The organism is Bradyrhizobium sp. Pa8, from assembly GCF_052588265.1.
In genome coordinates, this window is sequence record NZ_CP176767.1 from 8,306,654 (window position 1) to 8,320,537 (window position 13,884).

At 64.9% G+C, this 13,884-nt stretch carries 14 protein-coding genes; 10 read left to right on the forward strand and 4 right to left on the reverse strand.

Features of this window, described 5'->3' with window-relative positions:
* Nucleotides 1-7: 7 nt before the first annotated feature.
* On the forward strand, nucleotides 8-712 hold the full coding sequence (locus ACKWRH_RS39360; protein ID WP_445217923.1) for a response regulator: 705 nt from the start codon (nucleotides 8-10) through the stop codon (nucleotides 710-712).
* Entirely contained in the window at nucleotides 709-2,295 is a 1,587-nt protein-coding gene (locus ACKWRH_RS39365) for an ATP-binding protein (protein ID WP_445217924.1), read from the forward strand. Before ACKWRH_RS39360 ends, ACKWRH_RS39365 begins: the two co-directional genes overlap by 4 nt.
* Here the strand turns inward: ACKWRH_RS39365 and ACKWRH_RS39370 are convergent.
* Nucleotides 2,292-2,432 (reverse strand): hypothetical protein, encoded by a 141-nt coding sequence (locus tag ACKWRH_RS39370; protein WP_007597071.1) that lies wholly within the window; start codon nucleotides 2,430-2,432, stop codon nucleotides 2,292-2,294. The genes ACKWRH_RS39365 and ACKWRH_RS39370 overlap by 4 nt on opposite strands.
* Nucleotides 2,433-2,511: 79 nt before the next feature.
* Between ACKWRH_RS39370 and ACKWRH_RS39375 the strand changes: the two genes are divergently transcribed.
* The 5 genes from ACKWRH_RS39375 to ACKWRH_RS39395 all read left to right on the forward strand — a co-directional run bounded on the left by ACKWRH_RS39375 (nucleotide 2,512) and on the right by ACKWRH_RS39395 (nucleotide 8,260).
* Nucleotides 2,512-3,081, forward strand: a complete 570-nt coding sequence (locus tag ACKWRH_RS39375) for an alpha-ketoglutarate-dependent dioxygenase AlkB (RefSeq protein WP_445217925.1) — start codon at nucleotides 2,512-2,514, stop codon at nucleotides 3,079-3,081.
* Nucleotides 3,082-3,409: 328 nt separating this feature from the next.
* Complete coding sequence (locus ACKWRH_RS39380; RefSeq protein ID WP_445217926.1) at nucleotides 3,410-5,032, forward strand: flavin monoamine oxidase family protein; 1,623 nt, start codon at nucleotides 3,410-3,412, stop codon at nucleotides 5,030-5,032.
* Nucleotides 5,033-5,051: 19 nt separating this feature from the next.
* The gene (locus ACKWRH_RS39385) at nucleotides 5,052-5,567 is read left to right on the forward strand and encodes a hypothetical protein (RefSeq protein WP_445217927.1); all 516 of its coding nucleotides are present in this window, start codon (nucleotides 5,052-5,054) and stop codon (nucleotides 5,565-5,567) included.
* A gap of 124 nt (nucleotides 5,568-5,691) precedes the next feature.
* Nucleotides 5,692-6,624 (forward strand): alpha/beta hydrolase, encoded by a 933-nt coding sequence (locus ACKWRH_RS39390; protein ID WP_445217928.1) that lies wholly within the window; start codon nucleotides 5,692-5,694, stop codon nucleotides 6,622-6,624.
* A gap of 412 nt (nucleotides 6,625-7,036) precedes the next feature.
* Nucleotides 7,037-8,260 (forward strand): ABC transporter substrate-binding protein, encoded by a 1,224-nt coding sequence (locus ACKWRH_RS39395; RefSeq protein ID WP_445217929.1) that lies wholly within the window; start codon nucleotides 7,037-7,039, stop codon nucleotides 8,258-8,260.
* A gap of 266 nt (nucleotides 8,261-8,526) precedes the next feature.
* Here the strand turns inward: ACKWRH_RS39395 and ACKWRH_RS39400 are convergent, their stop codons facing one another.
* Entirely contained in the window at nucleotides 8,527-10,089 is a 1,563-nt protein-coding gene (locus ACKWRH_RS39400; RefSeq protein WP_445217930.1) for an adenylate/guanylate cyclase domain-containing protein, read from the reverse strand.
* 193 nt (nucleotides 10,090-10,282) lie between these two features.
* Between ACKWRH_RS39400 and ACKWRH_RS39405 the strand changes: the two genes are divergently transcribed.
* Complete coding sequence (locus ACKWRH_RS39405; protein ID WP_445217931.1) at nucleotides 10,283-11,374, forward strand: enolase C-terminal domain-like protein; 1,092 nt, start codon at nucleotides 10,283-10,285, stop codon at nucleotides 11,372-11,374.
* A 9-nt stretch (nucleotides 11,375-11,383) separates the two neighbouring features.
* Here the strand turns inward: ACKWRH_RS39405 and ACKWRH_RS39410 are convergent, their stop codons facing one another.
* Nucleotides 11,384-11,806, reverse strand: a complete 423-nt coding sequence (locus ACKWRH_RS39410) for a RidA family protein (protein WP_445217932.1) — start codon at nucleotides 11,804-11,806, stop codon at nucleotides 11,384-11,386.
* Between the two features lie 231 nt (nucleotides 11,807-12,037).
* On the opposite strand from ACKWRH_RS39410, the gene ACKWRH_RS39415 reads away from it, so the two are divergent.
* Together ACKWRH_RS39415 and ACKWRH_RS39420 are read left to right on the forward strand one after the other, a co-directional pair.
* Nucleotides 12,038-12,499 carry an NUDIX hydrolase gene (locus ACKWRH_RS39415; RefSeq protein WP_445217933.1) on the forward strand — a complete coding sequence of 154 codons (462 nt, stop codon included), beginning with the start codon at nucleotides 12,038-12,040 and terminating at the stop codon, nucleotides 12,497-12,499.
* A gap of 257 nt (nucleotides 12,500-12,756) precedes the next feature.
* On the forward strand, nucleotides 12,757-13,614 hold the full coding sequence (locus ACKWRH_RS39420; RefSeq protein ID WP_445217934.1) for a glyoxalase superfamily protein: 858 nt from the start codon (nucleotides 12,757-12,759) through the stop codon (nucleotides 13,612-13,614).
* 23 nt (nucleotides 13,615-13,637) lie between these two features.
* Here ACKWRH_RS39420 and ACKWRH_RS39425 read toward each other — a convergent pair whose 3' ends face one another.
* Nucleotides 13,638-13,883, reverse strand: coding sequence for a hypothetical protein (locus ACKWRH_RS39425; protein WP_445217935.1), 246 nt, complete (start codon nucleotides 13,881-13,883; stop codon nucleotides 13,638-13,640).
* Nucleotide 13,884: the final 1 nt, after the last annotated feature.

The following is a 13,884-nucleotide window of genomic DNA, read 5'->3' on the forward strand; positions in this document are numbered from 1 at the left end:
GAGGTTCTTGGCGCATCGCATTCTCATCGTCGACGACGAGGGCCACATCCGCGAAGTCATCCGCGTCGCCTTGAAGAAGGCCGGCATGGACGTGATCGAGGCGCGCGACGGCAAGGAGGCACTCGCCCGCTTTGCCGCCGACAAGCCCGACCTGATCGTGCTCGACATCGGCATGCCCGAGTTCGACGGCCTCGACGTCTGCCGCGAGGTCCGCAAGACCTCCGACGCTCCGATCCTGTTCCTCTCGGCGCGCGACGAGGAGATCGACCGCATCCTCGGCCTCGAGATCGGCGGCGACGATTACGTGACGAAGCCGTTCAGCCCGCGCGAGCTGGTGGCGCGGGTCAACGTCATCCTGCGCCGCCTCAGCCCGCGCAATGGCGAGGCCAAGGCCGGGCCGGCCGCGCTGTCGCAAGGCGGCCTCCTGATCGATCCCGAGCAACATGTCGCATCCTTTGCCGGCACGCCGCTGAAACTGACCGCGATCGAGTTCGGCATTTTGCGCGCGTTCCTGACCCGGCCGACCTCGGTGTTCAACCGCGAGCAGCTGATGCGGGCGGCCTATCAGCTCAACATCCAGGTCTCCGACCGCACCATCGACAGCCATATCCGCAACATCCGCGCAAAACTTGCGGTGCTGAATTGCGAGAACGTGATCGAGACCATCCATGGCGTCGGCTTCAAACTCGGCCGCTGCGAGAAAGAGGCATGAGCGCGGCGCCCGACAAATGGCGGCCGTCGCTCACCCTCGTGATTTTCACGGTGCTGGCGACCGTCGGCGTGCTGCCGCTGGTCGGCCTGTTCTTCTTCCGCCTCTACGACAACCAGCTGATCCGCCAGACCCAGGCCGAGCTGATTGCGCAGAGCCGCGTGCTTGCGACGATCTATGCGCAGGAGGTCACGGCGCGGCTCGACAGTGGCCTGACGCTCGGCGCCGAGGTGCCGCCCAACGTGCTGCCCGACCCCGGCGACCAGGTCACCCCGATCCGTCCCGCGCTCGACCTCACCGCCAACGATCTGCTGCGGCGCCGGCCCGATGCGCAAGCCGCTCCGCAGCCGGCGCAGCCAGCCTATGTCGAGATCGGCACAAGGCTGACGCCGATCATCCGCGAGACCCAGAAGGTGACGCTGGCAGGCTTTCGCATCCTCGATCCGCGGGGCGTGGTGATCGCCGGGCGCTACGAGGTCGGGCAGTCGCTCGCCCATATCGAGGAGGTCGCGGACGCGCTGCACGGACAATACCGCGCCACGCTGCGCAACCGCGTCCCGGATCGGCCGCCGCCGCCGATCTATTCCTTCAGCCGCGGCCTCGGCGTGCATGTGTTCTCGGCGATGCCCGTCATCGTCAACAACCGCGTCGCGGGGGTGATCTACACCACGCGGACGCCGAGCAACATTTTTGATCATCTCTACCAGGAGCGGGCCAAGTTCGTGCTGGCGGGGCTTGCCGTGATCCTCGGCACGATCGCGATCGGGCTGGTGTTCTCGCGCACCATCACGCTGCCGATGCGCGAACTGATCGACCGCGCCGCGCGGATCGGCCGCGGCGATCGCGAGGCGTTTCGGCCGCTCCGGCATTACGGCACCCGCGAGTTCGCCCAGCTCTCGCACAGTTTTCTCGGCATGGCGGAACAGCTGGCACGGCGCTCGGACTATATCGCGACGTTCTCGGCCCACCTCACCCACGAGCTGAAATCGCCGCTGACCTCGATCAAGGGCGCGGCCGAGCTGCTGCAGGATTCGTTTCAAGGAAAGCCGGAAGGCCTGACGCCGGCCGAGCAGAAGACATTCATCGCCAACATCCTGTCGGACACGCAGCGGCTTGAGGCGATGGCGCAGCGGCTGCGCGAGCTTGCCCGCGCGGAGAGCCTGCCGCAGAACGAACGGACCGAGCTTGCGCCCGTCATCGCCGATCTCCGGAGCCGGTTTCCGGCCAGCTCAATCGAGGCCAGCGGCCGCCTCGACCGGGCGATCGGCATGTCCGGCGAGAAGGCGCTGATCGTGCTGTCGCATCTTGCCGACAACGCGATGCGGCACAAGGCGAGGACGATCAGGCTGGAGGCGGTGGACGAGCGGACGACCCTGCTTGTGACGGTCAGCAATGACGGCGAGCCGATTTCGGCGCCGAACCGCGACAGGATCTTTGATGCGTTCTTCACCACCCGCCGCGACCAGGGCGGCACCGGGATGGGGCTGGCGATCGCGCGCGCGGTGATGGCGAGCCATGGCGGCTCGATCAGGCTCAAGCCGACCGACGAGGGCGCGGCCTTCGAGCTTCAATTTCCGATAGCCTAGATCGCGAACACCCAAGCGGCGACGATTGTGCCGATGGTGACCAGACCGGCGATGGTCCAGCCGGCGGCATATTCCAGCTCAGGATGACCGGTCGCCCGCATGATCTCTGCCGGATCGGCGGTATGCTTCTCTGCCATGACAGCCTCGCACGTTTTTTTCCGTGTCCTATGTAAGTCGCATCAGCCGCCATTAGGTTCCATCACGGAAATGCGAGCAATGACGCAGCTAGGACTTTTCGCCGACCCGCAAGCCGGCCCTGCGGGGCTTCGCTATACCGATGACTTCGTCGAGGCCGCCGTCGAGCAGGACTTGATCGGCCGCATCGCAGCATTGCCGCTCCAGCGCTTCCAGTTCGGTGCGTTCGAGGGCAACCGCCGGGTGGCGTCGTTCGGCTATCGCTATGACTATTCGCTGCAACGGCTGGCCGAGGCCGAGCCGATCCCGGACTGGGTCCTGCCCGTCGCGCGGCAGGCCGAGGCCTGGGCGGGCCTCGCCGCCGGCAGCGTCCGGCAGGTGCTCTGCACCGAATATGACACCGGCGTCGGCATCGGCTGGCACCGCGACAAGCCGCATTTCAGGGAGATCCTCGGCCTGTCGTTGGGCTCGCCGTGCAAATTCCGCTTCCGCCGCCGCAGCGGCGACAAATGGGAGCGCCACGCGCTCGAAGCCCTGCCGCGCTCGCTCTACCTGATGGACGGCGAGGCGCGGTCGCAATGGGAGCACAGCATCCCGCCGGTCGAGGCACGCCGCTATTCCATCACCTTCCGGACGATGCAGCGGGCGTAACGGCCGGTCCGAAACTAAAACTGCGAAAACAACCCCATGCACAGTAGAACGCGCGGCCGGCATGCAGCCGCGGTCGCGCGCGCCAAATGCTTGACACGTCGGACCAAAACAGCCGCGCCGCGCAATCGCCGCGCGGTTCGCGGATTCTCCTTTCAATTGCGGGCCAGGGGCAAGACGTCGGGCGGAAGAGAAGCCGCCACTCGACTCTCCGCAAGATTGTAAGTTAATCTCGCTTCTATCGGCTGGTCCATTTTTAGCCGATGTTGCAGCATTTCAGGGCGCGGCACGGCGCCGTCCCGGCAGAAGACATTTTCAAGGGAAGCTCGCGATGCGTTCGCTGTTTGCGCGGCTGCACCGGCGTTACGGGCCCAGGATTTCGGGGGCAGAGCGCCAGCGGCGGGTCAAGGACAAGCTCGCCCTTCAACCCACCCCGCCCGCGATCCGCTCACCCACCGCGCTCCGCGCGCTGGCGGTGCGACGCCCGAAAGTCGCGATCATCGGCGGCGGCTTCGCCGGCCTGATGGCGGCCTCCGAGCTCGTCGCGCATTGCGAGGTGACGCTGTTCGAGGCCCGCGACCGCTTCGGCGGCCGGGTTCTCAGCAAGAAGAAACCGAGCGGAATCGTCGAGGCCGGCGGCGAGCTGATCGGCTACAACCATCCGCTCTGGCTGAAATATGCCAAGCGGTTCGAGCTCGGCCTGTCCGTCATCACCTCGGACACCAATTTCGACGCGCTCGAGCTCGACATGCCGCTGTTTCTCGACGGCCACAAGCTCTCCGACGGCCAGATGAAGCTGGTCTATCACGAGATGGACGACGCTTTCGGCAAGCTCAGCCGGTGGGCCGGCAGGGTCAAGCCCGACAAGCCCTGGCACGCCAAGGGTGCAAGGAAACTCGACGCCAGGACGATTGCGGAGTGGATCGCCAGCCTCGACTGCTCGAAGCTCACCAAGCACGCCATGGACGAGCAGTTCTCCAACGACGCCGGCCAGCCGACCACCAGGCAGAGCCTTCTCGCCAATCTGGCCGTCGTCGCGGGCGGACGGATGAAGAACCAGATCGACGCCTTCTTCACCCAAACCGAGACTTTGCGCTGCTCGGAAGGCAATCAGGAGCTCGCCATTCGTCTCGCGCAGGACATCAAGGACAACGGCGCCAGCACCCACCTGTCGACGCCGGTGCGGGCCATCAGCATCGAGAGCGAAGGCGTGACCCTGGAATTCAGCCCCTCCGGCAACGGAACGGCACGTGCGTCCTTCACCGCCGATTATGCCGTGCTCGCGATACCCCCGAGCCTGTGGCCGGACTCACCCAACGCCAAGATCACGATCACGCCCCACCTGCCGCACGACTACTACGTCACGATGGGGACGGCGGTGAAATATCTCAGCCCGCTCAAGAAGCGCTTCTGGATCGGCGAGGGCCTCGCCCCGACGGCCATCTCGAACCAGTTTGGTGTCACCTGGGAAGGGACGGACAACCAGATCGCCCCGCCGGAGCACCCGGTCGAGCTCAGCCTGTTCGCCGGCGCCGACGTCGCGGCGGAAGCTCTCAAGCACTACCAGCCCAATGACCAGACGCAGGTCGATGCGTTCTACGCGCAGCAGATCGGCAGCGTCTACAAGGGCTATGTCGCGCATCTGGCCGATCAGCCGGAGTTCATGGCCTGGCCACGCGACGAATGGACCGCCGCCGGCTACTCCTGTCCCGCCCCCGGCGAGGTCTGCCGCGCCGGGCCGCTGCTGGCGAGGGGTTTCGAGGACCGCCTGTTCTTTGCCGGCGAGCACACCTGCTTTGCCTATTTCGGTTACATGGAGGGCGCTCTCCAGTCCGGCCAGAAGGCGGCGGCCGCGATCATCAAGGCCATCGACAAGCAGCCTGAAGCCCATGGCTCTGCCAGGACTAGCAATTCTGTCATAGGCTCGGGGCGCCTTGCGGCGGCGAAGCCGTGACCGGAAAGGAGCGGCGCGAATGACATTCACGACAGGGGCCCGATCCAGGAGTTGGGCCCGCATCGTCTCCGCGCTCGTTCTTGCCGGCGCCTTCAACGCCGCCGGAGCCTCGGCGGCAACGCCTGCAAAAGTCTCGGGCTCGACGGCGCTGGCGCTCGCCGGCGTGATCGCGCCGCTGTCGCCCGACCTGACCGGCGCCGAGAAGAAGGCGGTGGCGATGCTGTTCGCCGCCAATGCCGAGATTCCCTACAAGAAGCCGATCGTGGTGACCGTGGACAGAATCGTCTGCCGCACCGGCAATGTCGACATCACGCTACGCAATTGCGAGCTGACCTTCGGCAAGAAGAGCAGGACCGTGAACGGTTCGACGGCCAATGAAATTTTCGCGACAGAAGCGCTCGCCGGCATTCCGCCCGATGGTGCGGCGGGATCGAACTTCGAGAGCCTGAGCAAGCTGAGCTGCACGATCGACCCCAATGCGATCAGGCGGAAGGACGGCAGCGGGGCGGACTGCACGTTCCAGCCGGGGAATTGAACCGCGCATGGGGGAAGAAACCGGGTGCCGTGAAATCGCCTCAAGACCAACTAACTAATAAGGCGAATTGAAAAGACAGGCCAAACGCGCGAGCCCATATCGGGCACGCAGGGCCGGCACCAACATGAAGAATTATCTCGCTTTTTTTCTAATCCTGGGCATGACGACAGCCTCCGCACACGGTCCGTTGCCGGTGCGGCTCACGGGGCCGTCCGATCTCGCCCGGGTGGGCCTCACTGACAACGACACCACCGCCGGCGGCACCGCACGGCTGTGCGAGCAGGTCTCGTTCTCGCGCGGGCTGCGCTACGGCGAAAGCGAGGCCAATGTGCTCGACGTCGCCACCAGCAGCGAGACCAAGGCGGATACGCCCCGGCCCGTGCTGCTGTTCGTGGGCGGCGACACCTTTACCGGCGATCGCGGCGCGCCGGACCTGTCCCGCGAGATCCAGGACCAGGCGATGTGCTTTGCCGCGCGCAACGGCATGATCGGCGTGCGCGTCAGCTATCGCCTTGCGCCCGCGGCGGCTTGGCCGATGGGTGCGACCGACGTCGCGGCGGCGCTGTCCTGGGTCCACGGCAATATCGACCTGTTCAATGGCGATGCCCGCGAGATCGTCGCGGTCGGCTACGGCGCCGGCGCCTTCCATGTCGCCACCTTGCTGGCACATCCCGAATTCCAGACCGACCGCGCCGATGTCGCCGCCGTCGTGCTGGTGTCCGGGATCTATCGCGCGGGCAAGGACGCGAGCGACAGCGAGAAGGCCTATCTCGGAACTGACCCCACCCAATATGACAAGCGGTCGGTCTTCCCCGGCATCCTCAACATCGACGCGCCGATCGTGCTGGCCTGGGCCGCGAACGATCCCGCGAACCTCGTGGCGCAGGGCGAGACCTTGAAGAAGACGCTCTGCGGCGCCGGCCACTGCCCGCGCAGCACGCTGCTGCGCAGCCGCGACGGCATCGCTGCCGCCTTCGGCCTCGACGGCTCCGGCGACAGCCTCGCCGAACCGACCCTGCTGCTGGTGCATCAGCTCGAGGCGCGCGGGCTGCCGTAGCGGCGAGCGGCTCGCTTATTACTCCGACCTTTTGCTGGGCTACCCCTCTCCCCCCGCCCTCCCCCGCAAGGGGGGAGGGAGCGCAGTGTGCTGCGCGGTGAGAGCTGAGTTCAAAAGTTCAAAGTGCATTGTCGTCACCTTGACCCAACCGCACGCACAGGTGCGTTCCCTCCCCCCTTGCGGGGGAGGGCCAGGGCGAGGGGTGCCACACGGGGACTCTCTCAATCGGGGACGCGCTACGCACGCAGATTGCCGCAGGAGCCCGTCAACACGACTGTCGTTTCGTTCGACTGCAATGCGTCGTCTTGAAGGGCGATCAAGCCACAGCTTTGACAAACGCTTGACGTAGATCAAGCGGACTTGGTGCGGATTGAGCCGACCTCTTGGAGCGGCCAATATCAAGGTATCGAGCATGCGCGTCATCGGCAGGATGCTGTTCGTTTCGATGATCGCTATCGCGTCGCTTGGCGCGATGTCCCAGCAACACGCTGAACAACCCGCGAGCGGCGACGAAATCCGCATCGGCAATGTGATGCCGTATTCGGGACCGCTCTCGGAATTCGGCGCCATCGGCCAGGCGGAAGCCGCCTATTTCGACATGGTCAACGCGCGCGGCGGCATCAACGGCCGCAAGATCCGCTTCATCACGCGCGACGACAATTCCGATCCGGCCACCGCGCTGGAGCTGACCCGCAATCTGGTCGAGAAGGACGACGTGCATTTGATGTTCGGCTCGTTCGGCACGCCCGGCAATATCGCCACGCGCTGGTACCTGAACGAGAAGAGAATCCCGCAGCTGTTCGTCGCCTCCGGCGACGAGGAGCTGAGCCAGGCCAAGGCGTTTCCCTGGACGATGGGCTGGCAGCCGTCGTTCCGGTCGGAGGGGCGCATCTATGCCAACTACATCCAGGCCTATTACCCCAAGAAGAAGATCGTAGTGCTCTGGCAGAACGACCAGTTCGGACGCATGCTCTACAGGGGCATCCAGGAAGGTCTTGGCGACCTGAACCGTCTCGTGCTCGTCGACATCGCCTTCGACATTGCCGATGAGCATCTCGAAGGGCACGTGTCGATCCTCAAGCGCGCCGGCGCCGACATCTTCGTCTTCCTCGGCGTGCCGTCGACGGCGTCCAAGGTGATCAAGCTGGCGGCGTCACTCAAATGGCGCCCGGTCATCATCGTCAACGACGCCTCCGCCTCGATCGCCAACGCGATGGCGCCCGCGGGCCTGGAGAATTCGGCCGGCGTGATCTCGGCGGCCTTCCTGAAGGATCCGAGCGACCCCGCATGGAAGAACGACCCCGCCATGAAGGACTGGTTCGCCTTCATGGACAAGTACCACCACGCCGAAAGCACCAACAACAGCGCCGCGGTCTATGGCTACGCCGCAGCCGAGGCGCTGACGCAGGTGCTGAAGCAATGCGGCGACGACCTGTCGCGCGAGAACATCATGCGTCAGGCGGCTTCGCTGAGGGATCAGCAGCCCTCCGTTGCCTTGCCCAACATCAGGATGAACACCTCGCCGAACAGCTACCTGCCGATCAAGCAGATGCGGCTTGTCCAGTTCGACGGTCGTTCCTGGCAGCCTTTTGGTGAGGTGATCGAGACGGCTTTCACGGAGGGTGCGGCGCGGTGAGCTGACTCACGGTGCGGACGCACGGCGATCATACGCGCACCGTTTGCTGGGCTACCCCTCTCCCCACCCTCCCCCGCAAGGGGGGAGGGGGCGCAGTGTGCCGCGCAGTGAGAGTTGGGCTCAAAGCAAAACTCAACGCGAATGGTCGTCGCCTGACTCAACCACATACGCAGCTGCGTTCCCTCCCCCCTTGCGGGGGAGGGTTAGGGAGAGGGGTACCACACGGGGACTCTCTCGATAAGCGACTGTGCAAGTCCGCGCATCTTTCACGCCGGCTTGAGCGAGGCTAGCGCGCTTTCCAAGAGCGCGCGCACCCGTTCAGCGTCGCCGGATTTCACGACCGCAGGGTCGAGATAGAGCTCCAAGCCGGGCGCGCGCTCGGTGATGACCCCGCTTCTTTCCGCCGCCGCATCGTTGAGCGCGTCGACCGAATAGGGAATGATTTCGCGGCTGATGCCCTTCATCGTGATCGCGGGCAGCGCGTGCGCGCGGACGATGTCGCTGACCAGCGCGAAGGTCTCGTAGCTCAGCACGATGCCGCCGGGCTCGGCGATCGATTGCAGGCGCGCGGCAAGGTTCGCTTCCGCACCGATGATGGTGTAGTCCATGCGGTCGCTGCTGCCGAAATTGCCGACATTGCAATAGCCGGAGTTGATGCCCATGCGCGAGCGGAACGGCTGCTCGATGCCGGACGCGCGCCACTTCGCATTGAGCTCGGCAAGGCGCTGCTGCATGCGCCAGGCCATTTGGAGGCAGGCCTGCGCGTCGGCACGGTCGCCCCTGCTCTCGGGGTCGCCGAAGAAGATCAGCATGGCGTCGCCGATGAACTTGTCGATGGTGCCGCCATATTCATGGGCGATCGCCGACATCTCGGTGAAGTACTCGTTGAGCAGCTGGGTCAACTGCTCCGGCTGGAGCCGCTCGGCGGTCGCCGTAAAATTCTGGATGTCGGAGAAGAAGATGGTGAGCTTCTTGCGCTCGGTGTGGATGGTGACGTCCTTCTGGCCCGAGAAAATGCTCTTGTAGACTTGCGGCGGGATGTAGCGCGAGATCTTCATCGACAGCGAAGCCAGGAAGTCGTTGGCGGATTCGAGCTCCTTGTTCATGCCCTTGATACGGCCGGCCTGGCGGCGCTGGAGCGAGAGGAACGACAGGCCGCAGCCCGCGGCGATCAGGAAATAGGCCAGCAGGAACTTGAACGAGAAGATGTTGGCGGCGATCGGCTGCGCGATGATCACCTCCTGGATGCCGCGGACGTCGCCCACCTTCCAGTCCTTCTTCGGGCTTTCGGGGTGGCTGTTGTGGCAGCTGACGCAGGCCGGGCCCATCGTGACGGGCGCGACCAGCCGAACCTTGTCGGAGAACAGCGAGGTCTCGGTCTCGACGATCTTCTGCTCGGGATCCTTCCGAAGCGCATCGAGCGCGTCCTTCTCGAACTTGTCGAGCTGGTGCGCGGCGCGGTTCTGGAACGGGAAATCCGAGACGAAGCGGTAGGTGATGTTCTCCTGCTGCGCGCCGATCACCCGTCCGAGCTCCAGCGACAGCGTCGCCGGAATCGGGATCGCACCGGGGACGGATTCGTAATTGTGCACGACCCTGGTGGTGCCGTTCGGGTTGGCCAGGATGCGGCCGACGACGTTGGACGCATAGTAGCTGCGCACGCTGGTGATCACCGAGTTGAGGTCGGCGGCCTGCCGGCGCAGCGCGGTCTTGCTGAGGTCGGTCAGGTCCAGCCACACCGCGACCGGCAAAGCGAGCAGGAGCAAGGCGATCACGGCCCCCGTGAGGATGCCGCTCTTGCGCTGTTCTTCGGAGATCTCTTGTTTCACCCTGTGGCTCCGTCGTGTGCGATCTTGTCCAAATCACTGGAATTCGCGGCAAGAGCTTGCGGCGGCACAGAGCCCGCAGATGCGAGGCCGCGCAACCCCATTTCATGGTGGTCGCAGCAAATGGCTTTTCGTTTCATGGCGATTGTTTAAGATCGGCATTAACCTGCATTCACTCCGCCGGGAGATCCTCCATATGACCGAGACCGTCCGCATCAGGCGCTTCAATGCGCGCCCCGTGATCGTGCCGATGAATTTGCCGCTCAAGACCTCGACCGGCGCGGTCGCAAAGGCGCCGCTGGTGCTGATCGACTGCGAGACCGACCAGGGCGCGGTGGGGCATGCCTATCTGTTCTCGATCACGCCGTCGGCCTTGAAGCCGCTGACGGCGATGGTCACGGAAATGTCAGAGCTCGTCGCCGGCGACGAGCTGCTGCCATTCGAGATCGAGCGCAAGCTGACCCAGCGCTTCACCCTGCTCGGCCTCGCCGGCCTGCAGCGGCTGGCGCAATCCGGCATCGACATGGCGGCATGGGACGCGCTGGCGCGCAGCAAAGGCCTGCCGCTCGCGCGCCTGCTCGGCGGCGCGCCGAAGCCGGTCAGGGCCTACAATTCGAAGGGGCTCGGCATCATGCCGGCGGGCGCTGCGGTGGACGAGGCCCACAAGCTGCTGGCCGAAGGTTTTCACGCGGCAAAGATCCGCGTCGGCCGGCCCGATGCACGGGAGGATCTCGCCGTGGTGCGCGCGGTGCGCAAGGCCGTCGGCGACGACGTGACACTGATGTGCGACTACAATCAGGCCCTGACGGTGACCGAGGCCATCCGCCGCGGCGAGATGCTCGACGACGAGGGGCTGACCTGGATCGAGGAGCCGATCCGCCACGACGATTACGCTGGCAACGCGCGCATTGCGGATGCGCTCCGCACGCCGGTCCAGATCGGCGAGAATTTTGACAGCGCCTTCTCGATGCAATCAGCGCTGTCCGCGGAAGCCTGCGACTACGTAATGCCGGACGTCCAGCGCATCGGCGGCGTCACCGGCTGGCTCCGCGCCGCCTCGCTCGCGCAGGCCGCCGGCATCGAGATGTCGACGCATCTGTTCTCGGAGGTCAGCGCGCACCTGCTGTGCGTGACGCCGACCGCGCACTGGCTGGAATATGTCGACTGGGCCGACGCGGTGCTGGCGACACGATTGCAGATCAAGGACGGCTTTGCCCTGCCGGGCGAGGAGCCGGGCAACGGGATTGCGTGGGACGAGGCGGCAGTCGCCAAATATCTCGTCACGTAAGGCTGCCGGCTACGACCGAACAGCGGCAATCATACTCAGCTCGACGGGAGCGCCCCGCGGCAACTCGGCGACGCCGACAGACGTGCGCGTGTGACGACCGCGATCGCCCAGGCGCTCGATCAGCCGGTCGGAGGCCCCATTCATGACTTGCGACTGCTGGGTAAATCCAGGTGCTGAAGCAATGTAGCCAACGAGCTGCAGGACCTGGACGATCCTGTCCTCTCCGCCTGTTGCGTGGTTGATGGTCGAAATGCAGAGATCGGCGCAGAGAGCAGCGGCCTCCTGCGCGGCCGCGATATCGACATTTGCGCCGACCTTGCCCGCATACAGCAGCTCCTCACCGCGACGCGGCAGCTGACCACTGACATACGCAATTCCATCATGGATGATCACCGGCAAATAGTTGCCGCCGGGCTTGTTCACGCTGCTCATCTCGGAAACCTGCCTTCTCGTCACGTCCGGCGAAGCGACACGTTTCGCCGAACGCCGCAAATTGTATCTCACCAGGCTCGTCGCCGTAGTGGATGACCGGACAATGGCAGGCGGAGAGTCACGGATCAAGGCTGCGAAGCATCTGCATGCCGGAGGCGGTGCGCATCCAGCCCGACAAGGTCTCGCCACCGCGCATTGCGCAGCGGCGCCGGGCACGATAACGATCCCCCCATGTCCACATGGCGGCCCCACCCTCACATCCGCGTCGTCGCGCTCGGCCTGCACTGGCGGGGCGAGCGGCTGCTCGCGGCCGAGGTGCGCGACGATGCGGGGCGGATCAAGGGCGTGCGCCCGCTCGGCGGGGAGATCGAATTCGGCGAGAGCTGGCGGGCGGCGCTCGTGCGGGAATTTTGCGAAGAGCTCGGCGTGGACATCACCATCACCGGCGAGCCGCTGGTGATGGAGAACATTTTTGTGCACGAGGGATCGACCGGGCACGAGGTGATGTTCATCGCGGAGGTCGCGCTTCCGGACGGCGCGTTCAGCGGCCAGGACCGCATCGATTTTCGCGAGGATAACGGCGAGCAGATCATCGCCCGCTGGTTCGACCTCGCCGATCTCGACGTGCAGGGCGGACCGAGCCTCTATCCGACAGGACTAAAGGATGTCTTGCTCCGGACGGTGAAGAGCTAACCAGGATTGGGAGCGCTTCTGCGCGAGCCTGCACCAATTGCGGAGCAATCACTGACGAAGGCTGGTCGAGACGTCGATGGCTCGGTTGACAAGCGCGAGGCTCTCAAGCAAAATTTTGGCAGGTAGATACCGCCTGCCGCTTGCGCCCTCTGGGTATGGTGAAGTGTATCAGACCGCCGCACGCTTCCTTTGCTCGAGCGAACGGGTCAGTAACGCAAGCTCTGACATTCTCCGTTCATATCGCAAAGGAACAGAGTATGCGCGATTTCCGCGACGCCAAAGCCATGGCGCAAACCCTCCGCGAAGCCCTCAGCACCCGATCGATCTCCCTCACCGTCAGCGAGAGCCTGGAGCTCGTCGCGAAGATGTTGGGTTTGGCCGATTGGAATGTCCTGGCCGCCCGAATCCGCTCGGCGGAGCAAGTCGGCACGGACCGCAATAACGAGGCGGGCAGAACAGCCGATGCCTCGGATCAATCCGGCTCGAAAGCCAAGGAGATTCAGTTGCCGCAAGCTACACTGGATCGCTATGCCGGAACCTATCAATTCCATGATGTCGTCTTCACCGTCACGCGTGACAACGACCATCTCTCCGCACGGCTGACCGGCCAAGGCTCGGTTGCCTATTACGCGGCGAGCGAAACGGAATTCGTCGCAAGGGATATCGAGGTCGCGTTTCGTTTGACCCTCAGACCGGACGGGATTCCGACGGCCGTGATCCTGCGCCAGCATGGCAACGACCACACCATGCAACGGATCGACGCAGCCGCAGCACAAGAGCTCCAGCGCGCGATCGAGACGCGCATGAGCAGCCGGTCCGCCAATCCCGGCAGCGCGGCCGCGCTTCGTCGTCTGGTCGAGAGCATCGCAGCGGGCCAGCCCAACTATGGCGAGATGAGTGCGGGTCTGGCTGAAGCTACCCGCAAACAATTGCCGCGCCTGCAAGGCGGCCTCGCCGACATGGGTCCGATCACGTCGATCGAATTTCTCGGGGTCGGCGCGCAAGGACAGGACGTCTATTCCGTCTGGCACCAGGGTGGTGCCGCATCGCACTGGCATATTTCGCTTGGCAGCGATGGCACGATCATCTCAGCCTTCGTTACACCGGGGCCATGATCTTCGCGGGGCACCGGGCTGCGCTACCAAACCTCCGCGCCGGGGATTTTCTTGCGCACCGCCATGCGCTGGATCCAGATGCAGCGACGGACGGATCTGTTGGAGCGGCCGACGGCGGATATCCCCTCGCCGGCCTGAAGCAGCGGCGCCACGTTCTGCCGCAGCGCGCGGCAGCGCTGGAGTTCGGCCTGCCAATCGATGATCGCCGCATCCGCGCATGACGCCATCAGCGCCAGCATCGCCATGGCAAGGCAGCTTGTCCGCATCATT

Bases quoted from the DNA above. Each gene is read 5' to 3' on its own strand.
- ACKWRH_RS39365 (WP_445217924.1), top strand. From the start codon at position 709: ATGAGCGCGGCGCCCGACAAATGGCGGCCGTCGCTCACCCTCGTGATT.
- ACKWRH_RS39370 (WP_007597071.1), bottom strand. From the start codon at position 2,432: ATGGCAGAGAAGCATACCGCCGATCCGGCAGAGATCATGCGGGCGACC.
- ACKWRH_RS39375 (WP_445217925.1), top strand. From the start codon at position 2,512: ATGACGCAGCTAGGACTTTTCGCCGACCCGCAAGCCGGCCCTGCGGGG.
- ACKWRH_RS39380 (WP_445217926.1), top strand. From the start codon at position 3,410: ATGCGTTCGCTGTTTGCGCGGCTGCACCGGCGTTACGGGCCCAGGATT.
- ACKWRH_RS39385 (WP_445217927.1), top strand. From the start codon at position 5,052: ATGACATTCACGACAGGGGCCCGATCCAGGAGTTGGGCCCGCATCGTC.
- ACKWRH_RS39390 (WP_445217928.1), top strand. From the start codon at position 5,692: ATGAAGAATTATCTCGCTTTTTTTCTAATCCTGGGCATGACGACAGCC.
- ACKWRH_RS39395 (WP_445217929.1), top strand. From the start codon at position 7,037: ATGCGCGTCATCGGCAGGATGCTGTTCGTTTCGATGATCGCTATCGCG.
- ACKWRH_RS39405 (WP_445217931.1), top strand. From the start codon at position 10,283: ATGACCGAGACCGTCCGCATCAGGCGCTTCAATGCGCGCCCCGTGATC.
- ACKWRH_RS39410 (WP_445217932.1), bottom strand. From the start codon at position 11,806: ATGAGCAGCGTGAACAAGCCCGGCGGCAACTATTTGCCGGTGATCATC.
- ACKWRH_RS39415 (WP_445217933.1), top strand. From the start codon at position 12,038: ATGTCCACATGGCGGCCCCACCCTCACATCCGCGTCGTCGCGCTCGGC.
- ACKWRH_RS39420 (WP_445217934.1), top strand. From the start codon at position 12,757: ATGCGCGATTTCCGCGACGCCAAAGCCATGGCGCAAACCCTCCGCGAA.
- ACKWRH_RS39425 (WP_445217935.1), bottom strand. From the start codon at position 13,883: ATGATGCGGACAAGCTGCCTTGCCATGGCGATGCTGGCGCTGATGGCG.